Origin of the sequence: Exiguobacterium sp. s5, assembly GCF_018618075.1 — a bacterium.
GTDB lineage: Bacteria > Bacillota > Bacilli > Exiguobacteriales > Exiguobacteriaceae > Exiguobacterium > Exiguobacterium mexicanum_A.
Genome location: NZ_JACSLK010000001.1, coordinates 612508 through 626242, shown reverse-complemented (window position 1 = coordinate 626242; position 13735 = coordinate 612508). Strand labels below are relative to the sequence as shown.

The 13735-nt window shown below is 54.0% G+C and carries 18 protein-coding genes; 6 read left to right on the top strand and 12 right to left on the bottom strand.

What is annotated here, in order from left to right:
* Positions 1–48 precede the first annotated feature (48 nt).
* From pgmB to KNP60_RS03265, 4 genes are all read right to left on the bottom strand, one after another.
* A complete protein-coding gene (gene pgmB / locus KNP60_RS03280; RefSeq protein ID WP_214796918.1) occupies positions 49–714 on the bottom strand; it encodes a beta-phosphoglucomutase in 666 nt (221 codons plus the stop codon).
* A gap of 200 nt (positions 715–914) precedes the next feature.
* The gene (locus KNP60_RS03275; protein WP_034778659.1) at positions 915–1250 is read right to left on the bottom strand and encodes an Asp23/Gls24 family envelope stress response protein; all 336 of its coding nucleotides are present in this window, start codon (positions 1248–1250) and stop codon (positions 915–917) included.
* A gap of 73 nt (positions 1251–1323) precedes the next feature.
* Positions 1324–2379, bottom strand: coding sequence for an acyltransferase family protein (locus tag KNP60_RS03270; protein ID WP_214796917.1), 1056 nt, complete (start codon positions 2377–2379; stop codon positions 1324–1326).
* A 23-nt stretch (positions 2380–2402) separates the two neighbouring features.
* On the bottom strand, positions 2403–2957 hold the full coding sequence (locus KNP60_RS03265; RefSeq protein WP_214753921.1) for a hypothetical protein: 555 nt from the start codon (positions 2955–2957) through the stop codon (positions 2403–2405).
* 252 nt (positions 2958–3209) lie between these two features.
* On the opposite strand from KNP60_RS03265, the gene KNP60_RS03260 reads away from it, so the two are divergent.
* Complete coding sequence (locus tag KNP60_RS03260) at positions 3210–3698, top strand: hypothetical protein (RefSeq protein WP_034778666.1); 489 nt, start codon at positions 3210–3212, stop codon at positions 3696–3698.
* On the opposite strand, the gene KNP60_RS03255 is transcribed toward KNP60_RS03260, so the two are convergent.
* Positions 3695–4294: an alpha/beta hydrolase gene (locus KNP60_RS03255; RefSeq protein ID WP_214796916.1), complete on the bottom strand. Its 600-nt coding sequence runs from the start codon at positions 4292–4294 to the stop codon at positions 3695–3697. The genes KNP60_RS03260 and KNP60_RS03255 overlap by 4 nt on opposite strands.
* Positions 4291–5235 carry a VOC family protein gene (locus KNP60_RS03250; RefSeq protein WP_214796915.1) on the bottom strand — a complete coding sequence of 315 codons (945 nt, stop codon included), beginning with the start codon at positions 5233–5235 and terminating at the stop codon, positions 4291–4293. The genes KNP60_RS03255 and KNP60_RS03250 overlap by 4 nt, the downstream gene beginning before the upstream one ends.
* Before the next feature lie 116 nt (positions 5236–5351).
* Between KNP60_RS03250 and KNP60_RS03245 the strand changes: the two genes are divergently transcribed.
* The 3 genes from KNP60_RS03245 to KNP60_RS03235 all read left to right on the top strand — a co-directional run bounded on the left by KNP60_RS03245 (position 5352) and on the right by KNP60_RS03235 (position 7914).
* Positions 5352–6242 carry an ABC transporter ATP-binding protein gene (locus tag KNP60_RS03245; protein WP_214796914.1) on the top strand — a complete coding sequence of 297 codons (891 nt, stop codon included), beginning with the start codon at positions 5352–5354 and terminating at the stop codon, positions 6240–6242.
* A complete protein-coding gene (locus KNP60_RS03240; protein WP_214796913.1) occupies positions 6232–7425 on the top strand; it encodes an ABC transporter permease in 1194 nt (397 codons plus the stop codon). The genes KNP60_RS03245 and KNP60_RS03240 overlap by 11 nt, the downstream gene beginning before the upstream one ends.
* A 63-nt stretch (positions 7426–7488) precedes the next feature.
* Positions 7489–7914, top strand: coding sequence for a hypothetical protein (locus KNP60_RS03235; RefSeq protein ID WP_214707114.1), 426 nt, complete (start codon positions 7489–7491; stop codon positions 7912–7914).
* A 46-nt stretch (positions 7915–7960) separates the two neighbouring features.
* Here KNP60_RS03235 and KNP60_RS03230 read toward each other — a convergent pair whose 3' ends face one another.
* The 3 genes from KNP60_RS03230 to KNP60_RS03220 all read right to left on the bottom strand — a co-directional run bounded on the left by KNP60_RS03230 (position 7961) and on the right by KNP60_RS03220 (position 9410).
* Complete coding sequence (locus KNP60_RS03230) at positions 7961–8167, bottom strand: hypothetical protein (protein WP_214753929.1); 207 nt, start codon at positions 8165–8167, stop codon at positions 7961–7963.
* Positions 8168–8223: 56 nt separating this feature from the next.
* Positions 8224–8823: a helix-turn-helix domain-containing protein gene (locus tag KNP60_RS03225; protein ID WP_021066527.1), complete on the bottom strand. Its 600-nt coding sequence runs from the start codon at positions 8821–8823 to the stop codon at positions 8224–8226.
* A gap of 86 nt (positions 8824–8909) precedes the next feature.
* Entirely contained in the window at positions 8910–9410 is a 501-nt protein-coding gene (locus KNP60_RS03220; RefSeq protein ID WP_021066526.1) for a PTS sugar transporter subunit IIA, read from the bottom strand.
* Between the two features lie 206 nt (positions 9411–9616).
* On the opposite strand from KNP60_RS03220, the gene KNP60_RS03215 reads away from it, so the two are divergent.
* Positions 9617–11311 carry a M3 family oligoendopeptidase gene (locus KNP60_RS03215; RefSeq protein WP_214753931.1) on the top strand — a complete coding sequence of 565 codons (1695 nt, stop codon included), beginning with the start codon at positions 9617–9619 and terminating at the stop codon, positions 11309–11311.
* A gap of 11 nt (positions 11312–11322) precedes the next feature.
* On the opposite strand, the gene KNP60_RS03210 is transcribed toward KNP60_RS03215, so the two are convergent.
* On the bottom strand, positions 11323–11751 hold the full coding sequence (locus tag KNP60_RS03210; RefSeq protein WP_214796912.1) for a carboxymuconolactone decarboxylase family protein: 429 nt from the start codon (positions 11749–11751) through the stop codon (positions 11323–11325).
* 116 nt (positions 11752–11867) lie between these two features.
* Here KNP60_RS03210 and KNP60_RS03205 point away from each other — a divergent pair, with 116 nt between their 5' ends.
* Entirely contained in the window at positions 11868–12308 is a 441-nt protein-coding gene (locus KNP60_RS03205; protein WP_131472905.1) for an Lrp/AsnC family transcriptional regulator, read from the top strand.
* A gap of 14 nt (positions 12309–12322) precedes the next feature.
* On the opposite strand, the gene KNP60_RS03200 is transcribed toward KNP60_RS03205, so the two are convergent.
* Positions 12323–13213 carry an aldo/keto reductase gene (locus tag KNP60_RS03200; RefSeq protein ID WP_285800870.1) on the bottom strand — a complete coding sequence of 297 codons (891 nt, stop codon included), beginning with the start codon at positions 13211–13213 and terminating at the stop codon, positions 12323–12325.
* Entirely contained in the window at positions 13210–13713 is a 504-nt protein-coding gene (locus tag KNP60_RS03195) for a cupin domain-containing protein (RefSeq protein WP_034778690.1), read from the bottom strand. Before KNP60_RS03195 ends, KNP60_RS03200 begins: the two co-directional genes overlap by 4 nt.
* Positions 13714–13735: the final 22 nt, after the last annotated feature.

Below are 13735 nucleotides of genomic sequence, written 5' to 3'. Positions count from 1 at the left end.
GACGACTGTTCGGGGCAGTCGTCATCTCACGGAAGATGATCGTAGTCTTTACGCGCCGACGCGTTCGAGGATGCGTGCGAGCGAGAGTTCGTCGGTCGAAGCGACGATGAGGTCTGCATGACCAAGCATCGATTCTTCCCCGACGGCGACAGCAAACATGTTTGCCGCTTTGATTGCAGTCACGCCTGCGGCTGCGTCTTCAACACCGATGGCATGTTCGGGTTTCACGCCAAGGGCAGAGGCAGCCTTCAAAAACACTTCGGGATGTGGTTTCGATTCGGCGACAGTTGCTGCATCGACAATGTGATCGAAGTAATGACGGACACCAAGTGCGTCTACGACCGCGAATGCGTTTTTAGAAGCCGAGGCCATTCCGATTTTGAGACCAGCCTCTTTGATTTCATCGAGGAATGAAATGATGCCCGGCAACAAATCGTCTGAAGAGATGTGTCGAATGAGTTCAACGTAATGCTCGTTCTTCTTCTGTGCGAGTTCCGCTTTTTCATCCGGTGTGAAATCGTCCTGTCTCCCACCGAGCGCGAGGATGCGCTCGAGCGAGTCCGTCCGACTCACGCCTTTTAGCGTCTCATTGAACTCGCGGTCAAACGGAATATCGAGCTCTTCTCCGAGTTGTTTCCAAGCGAGGTAATGGTACTCCGCGGTGTCAGTGATGACACCGTCCAAATCAAAAATGACTGCTTCAATCGTCGACATACATGCTTTCCGCCTTTCCTTCTAATGTTTCTGTCGTCAGACTACATTAAGGGAACTTGACAAGTACCCGTTGCACGATTGGTCATTGATGCAAACGGTTGCACTTGTTCGATTTCTATTATAAATGAAAAAGCCATCATCATGCAACCGCTTTCGCAAAAAAATAAAAAAGCAGGAGAAGCATTCGCCTCTCCCACTGCTTACAACTGGATGCCGACGACTTTCACGTTGACCGATAGCGGTGTCATCGCGAGCATCGTATCCATGTCTTGCGTGATGCGTTCTTGTACGGCTGTCACCGTCTTGACGATCGATTGACCGTAAGCGATGTAGAGCGACAAGTTGATCGTGACGCCTTCTGACGATTCGTCGACTTTGACGTGCTTCATGAGCGCACGCTCCGACAGTTTCGTATCTTCTTGCGTGAACGACACGTGTTTCGTCTCTTTGACCGCGACTGCGGCGATCATTTCGACGACGTGACGTGAGACGTTGACGTCTCCTTCTGTGCTATGCATTCCATTTTCGTATGGCATGGTGTCACTTCCTTAACTCTAGTTTCGCTTCCCTTTATAAAGTGTAGCGGAAAACGTCCGTTTAGAAAAGGGTTTACGGTTTTGCATCTTTCACATCTTGGGCACGGCGGACGTCGATCTCGACGAGCGGCTTCAATAGCTTGACGACCGGCGGACTGATGATCAATAGGACGATCAAGAAGGCGACACCGAACAAGACGAGCAATTGGAGCCATGACGTCGGCATGAACCCGGCCGGCACGAACGCCTTCCAGGCGACGACGAGGAAGACGTGCACCAAATAAATGTAGAGACTGTACTTTCCGGCCCGAGTGATGACCGGTAGCTCGCGCCCCGGGATGATGAGTGCGAAACTGATCGCCATGAGGATCGATACCGTATAGACGATCAAGAAGGCGAACGGCCCGCTCCAGATCGCCTCCGGCACCGCCGTCTCATAGGCGAACCGGAACTTGAACAAGTTGCCGATATGATAGAACGCGCTCTCGCTCTGAAGACTCATCGAGGCGAGTAGCCCGAGCGTGAGCGTCGTGAAGACGGCGAATCCACCGATCCGATACCGGTTCCGTTGCTCGGCCCGCTTCGGCAGTTCGAAGAAGTTCATCGTGTTCCGCGCGCTCATCCAGTTCCCGATCAAGAAGAACGGATAGAACATGATGACTTTCCGCAGGGCGAAGAACCCGGTCGATTCAGCTTGGAAGCCGAACAAGAGCGCGAATAGGAGCGCGTACAGCACGTATCCTTTCAACTGGGTCACATACGGGGTGATGACGTACCAGATGATGATCGCCATCAAGTACCAGAGCGCCCAATACGGCTTCAATAGAATCAGTCCCGGGTTCTCGAGCGACAAGAGCGGGATGCCCTCGGTGAAGGCAAACCATGAGCCGAGGATCACTTGCCAGATGACGTAGACGACGAACAGCTGGATGACGCGCAAATAGCGGTTCTCCCGGAAGAAGTAACCGCTCAGCATAATGAATAACGGCATGTGGAACGTGTATAAGAATAAATAGACCCATTTCGGCAAGATGTCGTCATAAGCACCGCGCACATCGGTCAACAAGTGACCGAACACGACGAGTAAGACGAGCACGCCTTTAATATTATCGTACCAATGATTTCGCATGATATTCCCTCAAGTTCTATAAATCAATATTGTTGTTTAGCCAATTCTTTTTGACGATTCCAAAAAGCAATCGTTTCTTTCTTCCGTTCAATTGGAAACTCCTCGAGCATCTCCCCCACTTCGTCTTCGAGTGGCAACAGCAATCCGGGGTTTTCCTGAGCGCACCGCATAATCTTTTCAAACTGCGTAAAGAACACCTCGAGTTCGCGAGGAGCCTGCGTTTCGAGCAGCTGTCCAGCTTCCGCGACATATCCGCCAAAATAAGTGAGATAGAAGATGCGCACCCGTTCCGTGAGCACCGGATCCGTGAAACGTTCTGCTTCTTTGACGATGGCCGCCCCTTCACGCAACATGTTAAAGTTCATCAAAAAACGATTCGTTCCCTTGTCCCCTAGTCGGACAATCTCTTTGATGAGCCGAAGCATCTCTTCAGCTTCGAAGCCTTCGCTGAAATAACGGTTCAACGTCGTCTTCACGTCTGCGTGCTGTTTATACAGACCGACGATGAGCTCAATCAACTCGTTTTGGTCGAATTGCTTGAGCTCGGCCCGCAACTCGCCCACCTTCATCTTCTTCATCCAATTCCCTCGCTTCATTTTTTGCCTCATTCATCATAGCCGATTTTTTGAACGGGTGAAATTACGTTTCCACAAAAAAATGATGACGTCACTGTCATCATTCCCCGGATTTGCCCTTCGCAAGCCGAAACGTCAAGAAATCTTCATCCGACAGCATGTTTCAAGCGTATTCAAATAGACGAGAGTGGGTACAGTATAGTATAGTAGTCTTACCAAATAATCAGAATATTCTAATAAAAGGAGGTGTGGAGAATGGCTTCCGTCATTCGTAACCGTCACCACATGGTACATGACCCGAAACGTTCATTCTCTAACTTCGGATTTTGGTGGTTCACCGGCGCCTTTTCCGTCGGACTGCTCATCGTCGCCTTCGAACCAATCCGGGAACGATTCACCGCCATCCATCCGATTCTGTCCGTGCTGTCCTTTGTGTTCCTTTCGTTCTTCATCGGTGTCGCCATGAAACTCGCGCGTGACGTCTGGTGGCTCAACTACCTGCTCGAACGCACATCGAACCGATACATGTACATCGGAGCCGACACGCTCCGTAGCTGGCAGTACACGCTCGACTCCATCTGGTTATTGACCCGCACGTCACAAAAAAAACTCGGCCGATTGTATATCCAAATCGACCGAACTGTCCGTTCTGAAGAGGCAAAACGTCTGTTCGCCGCCTATTTGATTGATCGTGGTGTGCTCGTCGTCTACTCGAGACCATCGAAACCGAAGAAGATGGCTTAACCGAGATACGGCGCCAGCCAGGTCTGCGCTGCCTCAACTTCTTCCATACGCAGCTCGTGCCCGCCTTCGTGATAGAAGAGTTCAACGTCCGCTCCGGCACTTCGGAGCGTCGATGTGAGCTCTTCTGTTTCTGTTTTCGGGCAAATCGGGTCACGCTCCCCGGCCGAGATGAACACGTTCGCCCCCGTAAGGTCTGGCAATGTGAGTGAACGGTCGGGCACCATCGGGTGGAACAAAAGTGATGCGTGGAACGCATTCTTCCGGTAAAGCGCCGATCCGATCAAGTTGGCCCCGTTCGAATAGCCGAGCGGGATCATCTGGTCGCGGTCGATGCCATACTCCGCCGCCGCATCATCCAAGAACGTCAAGAACCGTTCCGTCTGCTGCTTCAAGTCCTCTAGGTCAAGGACCCCTTCCGCATGACGCCGGAAGAAGCGGGACATGCCGTTCTCAAGCACGTCCCCTCGGAGCGTCAAAATGTTCGCCTCGGGAGCGAATCTTCGTGCGAGCGGAATCAAGTCCTGCTCCGTCCCTCCTGTGCCGTGCAATAAAACGAGTGTCGTCTCGGTCGTGCCTTGAATGAATTGATGTATCATGTCATGTCTCCTCTCGGGATTGTAATTGTCGGTAACGTACGGGTGATCGCGTCACGGTCTTGTTCGAACCATGCCGGGAGCTGGAGCGTCGAGCCGAGGCCCTCCAAACTCTCATCAATCAAAAAGCCGGGCGCATCGGTCGCCAGTTCATGTAGAATTCGGCCGGCGTCATGGAAGTAGACCGAGCGGAAGTAATGGCGCTCCTTCACTTCGGTCGGACGGAGCCCGAGCTCGAAGATGGCGTCTTGCCACGTCGTGTAGTCTTCCCCGTCGCCAATACGCCACGCGATATGATGGACCGTCCCCGAACCGGGCACCCCGTTCGGCAGGATGGTCTTTTTCACGTCGATGACGTTGCCGTAGTCGGCAGAGGCTTGTAGGCGAATCCATTCTGAATCTTCCCCTACCGCCTCAAAGCCAAACAGTCCCGTCAACAAGCGGACCGTCGCCTCAGGGTCTTTCGACAACAGCGTCGCCCCGGCAAAACCGGTGATCGCTTCAGCTGCTGTCACGCCCGGCACGACCCAACTCGTCTGTTTCGAACTCGCCCGGGCGACGAGCTCGACGACGAGTCCGTCCGGGTCTTCAAACAAGAGCGACGGCTCGCCGAACCGTTCGGTCGCGACCGTGCCGACGCCATGGTCGTTCAATCGTTTCTCCCAAAACAAGAGACTGTCTTCCGGGACGAGATAAGCCGTGACCCCGACTTGTCCGCTGCCGACGCTGCCTTTGCCGACCCCTGGAATCGGGAAGAACGTGATGACCGTCCCCGGTGACCCTTGCTCGTCCCCAAAGTAGAAATGGTACGTGCCCGGGTCATCGAAGTTGACCGTCTGTTTGACGAACCGGAGTCCGAGGACATTCCCGTAAAAGTCTAATGTGCGTTGTGGGTCTTTCACCATCGCCGAGATGTGATGGATACCCGCTGATTGCTTCGTCATCTCATGTCCTCCTTTTTATTATCTTGATTTCAAGATAAATCATTTTCGAAGAAATGTGAAACTTTTTGCTCAATATGGCGTACGCTAATAGTAGACACCTATAAGGAGGTACATATATGACGTTACAAATCGATCGTGTGTCAAAACAGTTCGGTGACTTCACCGCTGTCGACGACTTGAGCTTCCACGTCCCGAAAGGCGAGATGTTTGGCCTGCTCGGGGCGAACGGGGCTGGGAAGACGACGACGTTCCGCATGATTCTCGACATTCTAAAACCGAGTGACGGGACGATCCTCTGGGACGGCCGAAAAGTCGACCACCGCATCGTCGGCTATCTGCCGGAAGAACGGGGCCTTTATCCGAAGTCACCCGTCCGGGACCAGCTCGTCTTTCTAGCAAGCTTGAAAGGAATGCGCCAAGCCGAGGCGAAACGGGCGGTCAAGTCATGGCTCGAACGACTCGAAATCCCGCAGTATGAGACGATGCGCGTCGAACAACTGTCCAAAGGGAACCAGCAGAAGATTCAACTCGTGGCCGCCCTGCTCCACAACCCGGAGCTGCTCATCCTCGATGAACCGTTCAGCGGGCTCGACCCGGTCAACGTCGAGATCTTGAAACGTGAAGTGCTCGCCCTCCGCGACGCTGGGACGACGATCGTCTTCTCGAGCCACCGGATGGAGCACGTCGAGGAGCTGTGCCAACACATCGGCATCTTGAAAGGCGGCCGCGCGGTCGTCAGCGGCGACGTTCCGACGATCAAGGAACGTTACGCTGAACCGGTGCTCTTTATCGAGACGGACCGACCTGACGTGCTCCAAGCCCTCCCGGTCGTTCGGGCGATCGAGTCGCATAAAGATGGTCTTTTCGTCCGACTCGACTCATTTGAAGACAGTGATGCGGTGCTCGGGGCCCTCGTCTCGAACGGCGCCACCGTCAAGACGTTCATGCGCCAACCCGTCTCATTAAACGACATCTTCATCAAGGAGGTCGGTCAACATGTTTCATAACTTCGGACCACTTTACTCGTTCACGTTACGCTCGAAGCTGCGCTCAAAGGCGTTCCTCATCTCGACGATTTTAACGATCTTGTTCATCCTCGGCTTCACGAACATCGACCGTCTGCTCGCGAACTTTGAGGATACCGACCAGGCCCAAGCCATCCTCGTCACTGAAAACAACGACCTGACGACGCTCATGCAGTCGCTCGGTTATGAAGACATCGAATCGGCCGCGATTTCCGAGTCCGAGGCGCGTGCTGGTCTCGACAATGGGGATTATGAGATTGTCGCTTTCATCGAGGGCGATTCGGCCCGCGTTCTATCGGAACGTCCAGAACCGGACTTCACGACGGTCCTCCAGACGGCACTCCGCGAAATTCGGAACGCCGAACTGATCGAGACGTCGAACATCGATCCGGCCGTCCTCGCGGCATTGAATGAGCCTGTCACGGTCGAAGAATCATATCTCGGCCGCGGCGGAGAAAACTCGGACGAGCTGTTCTCGTCGTTCGCGTTCGTCTACGTCATGCTCATGTTACTCTACGTCTCAATCATCACGTACGGCTCGATGATTTCGACCGAGGTCACGACCGAGAAGTCGTCACGCGTCATGGAGCTAATCATCTCGACGACGCATCCGGTGACGCACATGCTCGCCAAAATCTCGGCCATCGGGACGCTCGCGTTGCTTCAAATCGCGATTTTCCTCGGCTTCGGGTACTTCAGCGCCCGCAGCAACGAGATGGCCCAGTCGGTCATCGATAACGCCGGCAACGTCCGCGCCGTCGTCTATCTGTTGACGTTCTTCACGCTCGGCTATCTGCTCTATGCGGCCATGTTCGCCGTACTCGGCTCACTCGTCAGCCGGGTCGAAGAGTCGCAACAGATGACGATGCCGGTCATCATGCTGCTCGTCGCCGGGTTCCTCGCCGCCATGTTCGGCTTGAACAACCCGGAAGCACCAATCGTCACGATTTTGTCGTACGTCCCGTTCTTCACGCCGATGCTCATGTTCCTTCGTGTCATGCTCGTCGATGTGCCGGTATGGGAAGTCGCGTTGTCGATTGGCATCATGATTGCCACAATCGGTGTGATTTTGTGGGTCGGTTCGAAATTTTATCGCGGCGGCGTCCTATTCTACGGCAACAACGCGATTAAACAATGGCGACAAATATTACAGAATCGACAATAACGTTTACAGCATTTTCGTTTTCGTATACTCTAAAGAATGTGCAAAATGAGGAGGAAACGAACAATGCGATCACGATTACTCGCAGCTTTAATCTTTACTTTCATGACGACGCTCACGACGTTCATCTGTTATACCGTCTTCTTGGACGCCGATGCGCTGTGGCAAATCTTGCTCGCATACGCGGGAAGCACGTTCCTCGGGACGCTCGCTTTTTGGTATCCGGTCAGCCGGCGTCCAGAGACGTCGCGGTTCGGCGGCGCGTGGATCGGCATCTTGATCACGACGACGACGCTCATCGGATTCACCGCGATCCGCTTCACCGTTCGTGGTGACGCCGCGTCCTTACTCGACTGGCAGACGATGCTCGCGAGCCTCGCCTATACGTTCGGTTACGTCGGTTGGGTGCTCACGATTCTCAACATCGTGCTCGGCTTCCTACTTGCCGGGACACGACCGAAAGTAAGATATGACTCGCGCATGGCGCGTTAATATCGACAAAAGGAGCCAAGACAATGTGTCTTGGCTCCTTTTGTATTTATCCTTTGCTCTGTTCCTTTCCAATTTGCTGATGATATAACATCGACGCATCAAGTAGTTCATCAAGTTTAAGAGATAGCATCATTTTCTCTCGTTTGCTTAATTTCTGTCCATAAAACATCAAGTCTCTAAATTCACTATCCGCACTTCGATAACTTTTACCTAATTGCTCCCTAGAGCTTTTCATTGTTTCCACCATCTCCATATCTGTACCTCCTCCCTAACTAAATTAAAAAAACACGAACTTTTAGTCCGTGTTGTTCACTGCAATTTATACGATTTATCGACGACCCCGAACTCCGTGTATTGGAACGAGTTGTCGACGAACTGGTCCGGTACGAGCTGCTCGATATAGCGGGCGAACGGCACGATCCGATGCGTCGGTTCGTGCGAGCGTCCCAGGTCGAGCACAGCATCGACGAGCGCCTCGAGCGCATGATGTGACGTCGGTTCCTCGTCCTCGGCGAAGATGCGACGGAGTTCTTCCTCATGCATGAGGTCGAAGATGCGCATCCGCGCCTCGAGCTGCCGCTGCATGTCCTCGGTCGACTTGCCGTGCATCGCCTCATCGTAGGCGAGCTTCATTTGTTCAAGTTCTGGGACCGTCCCTTTCATGAGCACTTTGAGCGACTCGCCCGTCCAAATATGGCGGGCCAAATAGTTCGCGTCGATCTTGAGCGCCTCGGCGAGCGCCTCTATGTAAGGCATCGTCGGGTAGACTTCACTCAGTTCGGTCCGGCGAATAAAGTACGGGGCGACGCCGATGCGGTCGGCGAGTGCCTCGACCGAGATGCCGGCCCGCTCACGTAATATTCGAATCCGATCCCCATAACCCCGGTACGGTGCGTTTTTTCCATCCATGTCTCTCTCCCCCTCTCTTTTTAGTATAGTTCCCGAATCCATAAAAAAATACTCGGAAGCATACGCCTCCGAGTAAAATGTTCAACTTATTTTTTCGTCAATTCGACGACTTCTGTAGAACCGGCTGTGACCGTGTCGCCTTCAGCAACGAGTTTGTTCACGCCGAAGCTGTCGTGGTTCGTGATAATCACCGGTGTGATCGTCGACGGCGCGTTCGCTTTGATGAAGTCGAGGTCGAACGTGACGAGCGTGTCGCCAGCTTTGACGGCTTGACCTTCTGTCACGTGCGTTTCGAAGCCTTCACCTTTAAGGTTGACCGTGTCGAGACCGATGTGAATCAAGTACTCTGCACCGTTGTCAGCGTTGATTCCAATCGCGTGTTTTGTCGGGAAGACAGTCGCGATTGTACCGTTGACTGGCGAGACGACTTTGCCGTCTGTCGGTTCGACGGCGATGCCGTCACCCATCATTTTTTGCGAGAACACTTGGTCAGGAACGTTCGTGATGTCAATGACCTTCCCTGTAAGCGGTGAAACCGCGTTAAGTTGTTCTTCTTTACCACCAAATAGTTTTTTAAAGAATCCCATAGCTTAATCCCTCCAACATGTTCTGTTAATCAAAGTCTTAGCTTTTATACCCGAAAAGCTTCCTCTTCAATCCCTACCCTATAAACGGTATAGTTGTAATAAGGTAGTGCGAATTCGTTTACACATCGTAAGAATACGAGTGTGCAATCGCTTTTGCAAGCCCTTTTTACACTTTATAAAAATTTCACATGATGGAGGCGCTTACAATGACGACTTTCACAAAATTGTCATATGAACGGCCCGACTTGGACGCTTTGAACAGCCGATTGTCGGACTATTCAGTCGAATTGCAACAAGCGAGCACACTCGAAGAGGCGAACGAATTGATTCGCCAAATCAACCAGGAACGGAACGCGTTCGAGACGCAAAGTCAACTCGTCGCAATCCGCCACTCGATCGATACGCGTGATGCGTTCTACGAGGCTGAGCAGACGTTCTTTGACGATGCGTTACCGGTTTACGAGAAAGAGGTCCAAGCGTATTATCGCGTCTTGACCGAGCACGACCTGCGCAGCCAACTCGAACAGGAATGGGGCAGCCAGTTGTTCGAACTCGCCGAGCGTGCACTCAAGACGTTCGAGGAGTCGCTCATCCCGAAACTGCAGGAAGAGAACCGATTGGCGACCGCCTATCAGAAAGTCATGTCGGCGGCCCAAATCGAATTCGACGGCAAGACGCTCAACTTGTCCCAGTTCGGCCCGTATCTACAATCCCCTGACCGTTTGGTACGAAAAGCGGCATCCGAGGCCCGTTATACATATCTGGCCGACAACGGGGACGAACTCGACCGCATCTACGGCGAACTCGTCCGCGTCCGGACCGACATCGCGCACGCGCTCGGCTTCCCGTCGTTCGTCGAGCTCGGTTACGCCCGGATGCAACGCGTCGGCTATGACGAGTCGAACGTCGACAACTTCCGCAAACAAGTGCGCGACGTCATCGTCCCGCTCGCGACGACGTTAAAAGAGAAGCAGGCGAAACGGATCGATGTCGATTCGCTCACGTACTACGACGAGTCGTTCGTCTTCCCAGACGGCAACGCGACGCCACAGGGCGACGAGGCGTTCATCATCGAAGGCGGGAACACGATGTATCGTGAACTCTCAAAAGAGACGGACGAGTTCTTCCAATTCATGCAACAGCGCGGCGCCCTCGACTTGACGGCGAAACCGGGCAAGGCCGGCGGCGGTTACTGCACGTACCTCCCGTCGGAAAGTCTGCCGTTCATCTTCTCGAACTTCAACGGGACGGCCGGCGATATCGACGTGCTCACGCACGAGGTCGGTCACGCCTTCCAAGTGTACGAGAGCCGTCATTTGACGACGCCAGAATACGCGTTCCCGACATACGAGGCGTGTGAGATCCACTCGATGTCGATGGAGTTCTTCTGCTGGCCATGGATGGAACTGTTCTTCGGCGATCAAGTCGACAAATACAAGTTCAATCACTTGGCAGGAAGCATCACGTTCCTCCCGTACGGCGTCCTCGTCGACGAGTTCCAGCACGTCGTCTACCGCAACCCTGACATGACGGTCGCTGAGCGGCGCCAGGCATGGCGTGACCTTGAGAAGGTGTACTTGCCGCACCGTGACTATGAGACGAACGACTACCTCGAGTCAGGCGCTTGGTGGCACCAACAAGGACACATCTTCCAGAGCCCGTTCTACTATATCGACTACACGCTCGCGCAAGTGTGCGCCTTCCAGTTCTGGGTGCGCATGCATGAGGACCGTGAGGCGGCGTGGAGCGATTACCTCACGCTCTGCCAAGCCGGCGGCAGCCGCTCGTTCCTCGAGCTCGTCGAATTGGCCGGCCTCAAGTCACCGTTCGAGGACGGCGTATTGAAACAGACGGTCGGACAGATTGAAGACTATCTATTGAAACACCCGCTCGCGAACTAAAACGAACCCACTCACATCAGCGTGAGTGGGTTTTCTCGTTCCAGCCCGAGCATGGCGCCGACGTATTGCGAGGCCGTCATGAAGGCGATAAAAGCGCAAAGTTCACTGATCTCGGCATCTGTGAAGACGTCTTGGAGCACACGGATCGACGAGGCCGGCGTGTCGCCTTTCAGTTGTAAAAACACATCGGCGAACCCGACGGCGAGTGCCGTCCGTTCGTCGAACATATGCGGTTCAGGCTTTCCTTTCGCCTGGCAGTAGTCACAGCCGTTCTGTTGGGCGAGCGTCCGTCGTACCTGCTCTTTCAGCTCGGCGGACAGTCTCCCCTCGCCCGTTAACATGTCTCCGAGCATGGACCACTGTCGCATCACACCCTCGTCATGCCCGAGCAATCGTTCGAACGGTGTCTTTCCGATGACAGCTGGTTGGATTCGACTCATTTCAACACCTCCTGTATATAAGTATAGAAGGTGCCCATGACGTTTCCCATTTCATTCATAACGGAATCCAGGTACAATACATGCCATATAATACGAAAAAAAGGAGAATTCATTTCATGCTAAAAATCGACGATATCGACCGTCTCCTCTTACATGAACTAACAAACGACAGCCGCCTCTCGATGAGCGAACTCGGGCGCCGCATCAATTTATCGGCTCCGTCCGTCGGCGAACGCGTCCGCCGACTCGAGTCATTTGGCGTCATCAAAGGCTACACGATTGATATCGATCATGAATTGCTTGGTCGACCGATTCAATGTCTCATCGAGGCGACCGTGAAGAACGGGAACTATGAGGCGTTCACTCAGTTTTTGGGTCAGCAGTCGAACGTGTCATTCTGTTATCGCATCTCCGGGAGCGCCTGCTATATGCTGAAGATGCAATTCGCGACGTTCGCCGAGGCCGAGCAGTTCATCGATGCGGCCATCCCTTACGCCCAGACCGTCACACATTTCATCTTCTCCGAGGTCAAGACGCAACAACAGGTGAGCCCGTGAGCCCACCTGTGTCTTCAAATCACATCTAATGGTTCTTTTTGGCTCGGTGGCGGGAACGCCTCGTCAAGCGCATTAAAGTCATCCTCGGTCAAGTTGAGGAGCAACGCCGCGCCGTTCTCTTCGACGTGCGCTTTCTGCCCCGCTTTCGGGATAGCGATGACGTTTCCGCTCCGCACCGTCCACGCGAGCAAGATTTGGGCCGGTGTCGCACTGTACGCCTCGGCGATCCGGTTCACCGTCTCGTCGTTGAAGACTTTCTCTTTCACGTCGCTGCCTTCGGCGAGCGGGGCGTAAGCCATCATCGGGATTCCTTGCTCCTGTAAAAACGGCAACAAGTCGTATTCGACGCCGCGGCTGCCGAGGTGATAGAGCACTTGGTTGACCGCGCAATGTTTCCCTTTCGGCAAGGCGAGCAGTTCTTTCATGTCGTCGACATCAAAGTTCGAGACACCCCACGCTCGGATTTTACCGTCCGCCTTCAACTGTTCGAGCCCGTCGACCGTCTCCTCGAGCGGGATGTTCCCGCGCCAATGCAGGAGATATAAGTCGAGGTAATCGGTGCCGAGCCGTTCGAGCGTCGCGTCACAAGCTTGGACGAGTTTGTCGCCCCCGGCGTTATGCGGATACACTTTCGAGACGAGGAACACGTCTTCCCGCCGGTCTTGGATCGCTTCACCGACGAGCGACTCCGATTTCCCTTCCCCGTACATCTCCGCCGTATCGATGACGTGCAACCCGCAGTCGAGTCCCGTCCGGAGCGCCTCGATCTCGGCATCCCGTTTCGATTCGTCTTCTCCCATGCGCCATGTGCCTTGCCCGAGAGCCCTCATTTCACGCCCGTCTGGCAGTTCAGCCACGTGTTGTTTCAGTGTCGCCAAAATTAATGTATGTGGAATGCGGTTCATGCCATCTCCTCCTTCGTCCATTGTTCATGTAACGGCCCGGTCGTCCCAAAGACGGGATCGGTCGCCGGTTTGTCGACTCGTTCGATCCGTTGCACACTGTCCGGCCGTTCTTCCGGTTTCCCTGTCAACGTGTCATAATCGCGTCCTTCCGGATAGGCACCGACGATGGCGAAGTCTTCACTCGCCTCGAGACGGCGATGTCCCGTCCCGGCCGGCAAAATCAAGACGTCTCCTGCTTGAAGCGAGACGAGGTCCCCGGTCGCACCGCCAAGTTGGACGGTCGCCCGGCCCGACTTCACGCCGAGCACTTCATGCGTGTTGCTATGGTAATGGTGATAATCGAACACCCCGTTGACCCAACTGTTGCCCCAACCGTTATGTTCGAACGTCGCCTGCATCCCGTCCGTCTCATCGAACACGCCGCGATACAACAACACCGGGAAATCCGGATTGTTCGGGATCGAGCCGTCATCTTCAAATCGATATGTCAACACATCCATATTGTTCCCTCCTTGTCTCTGT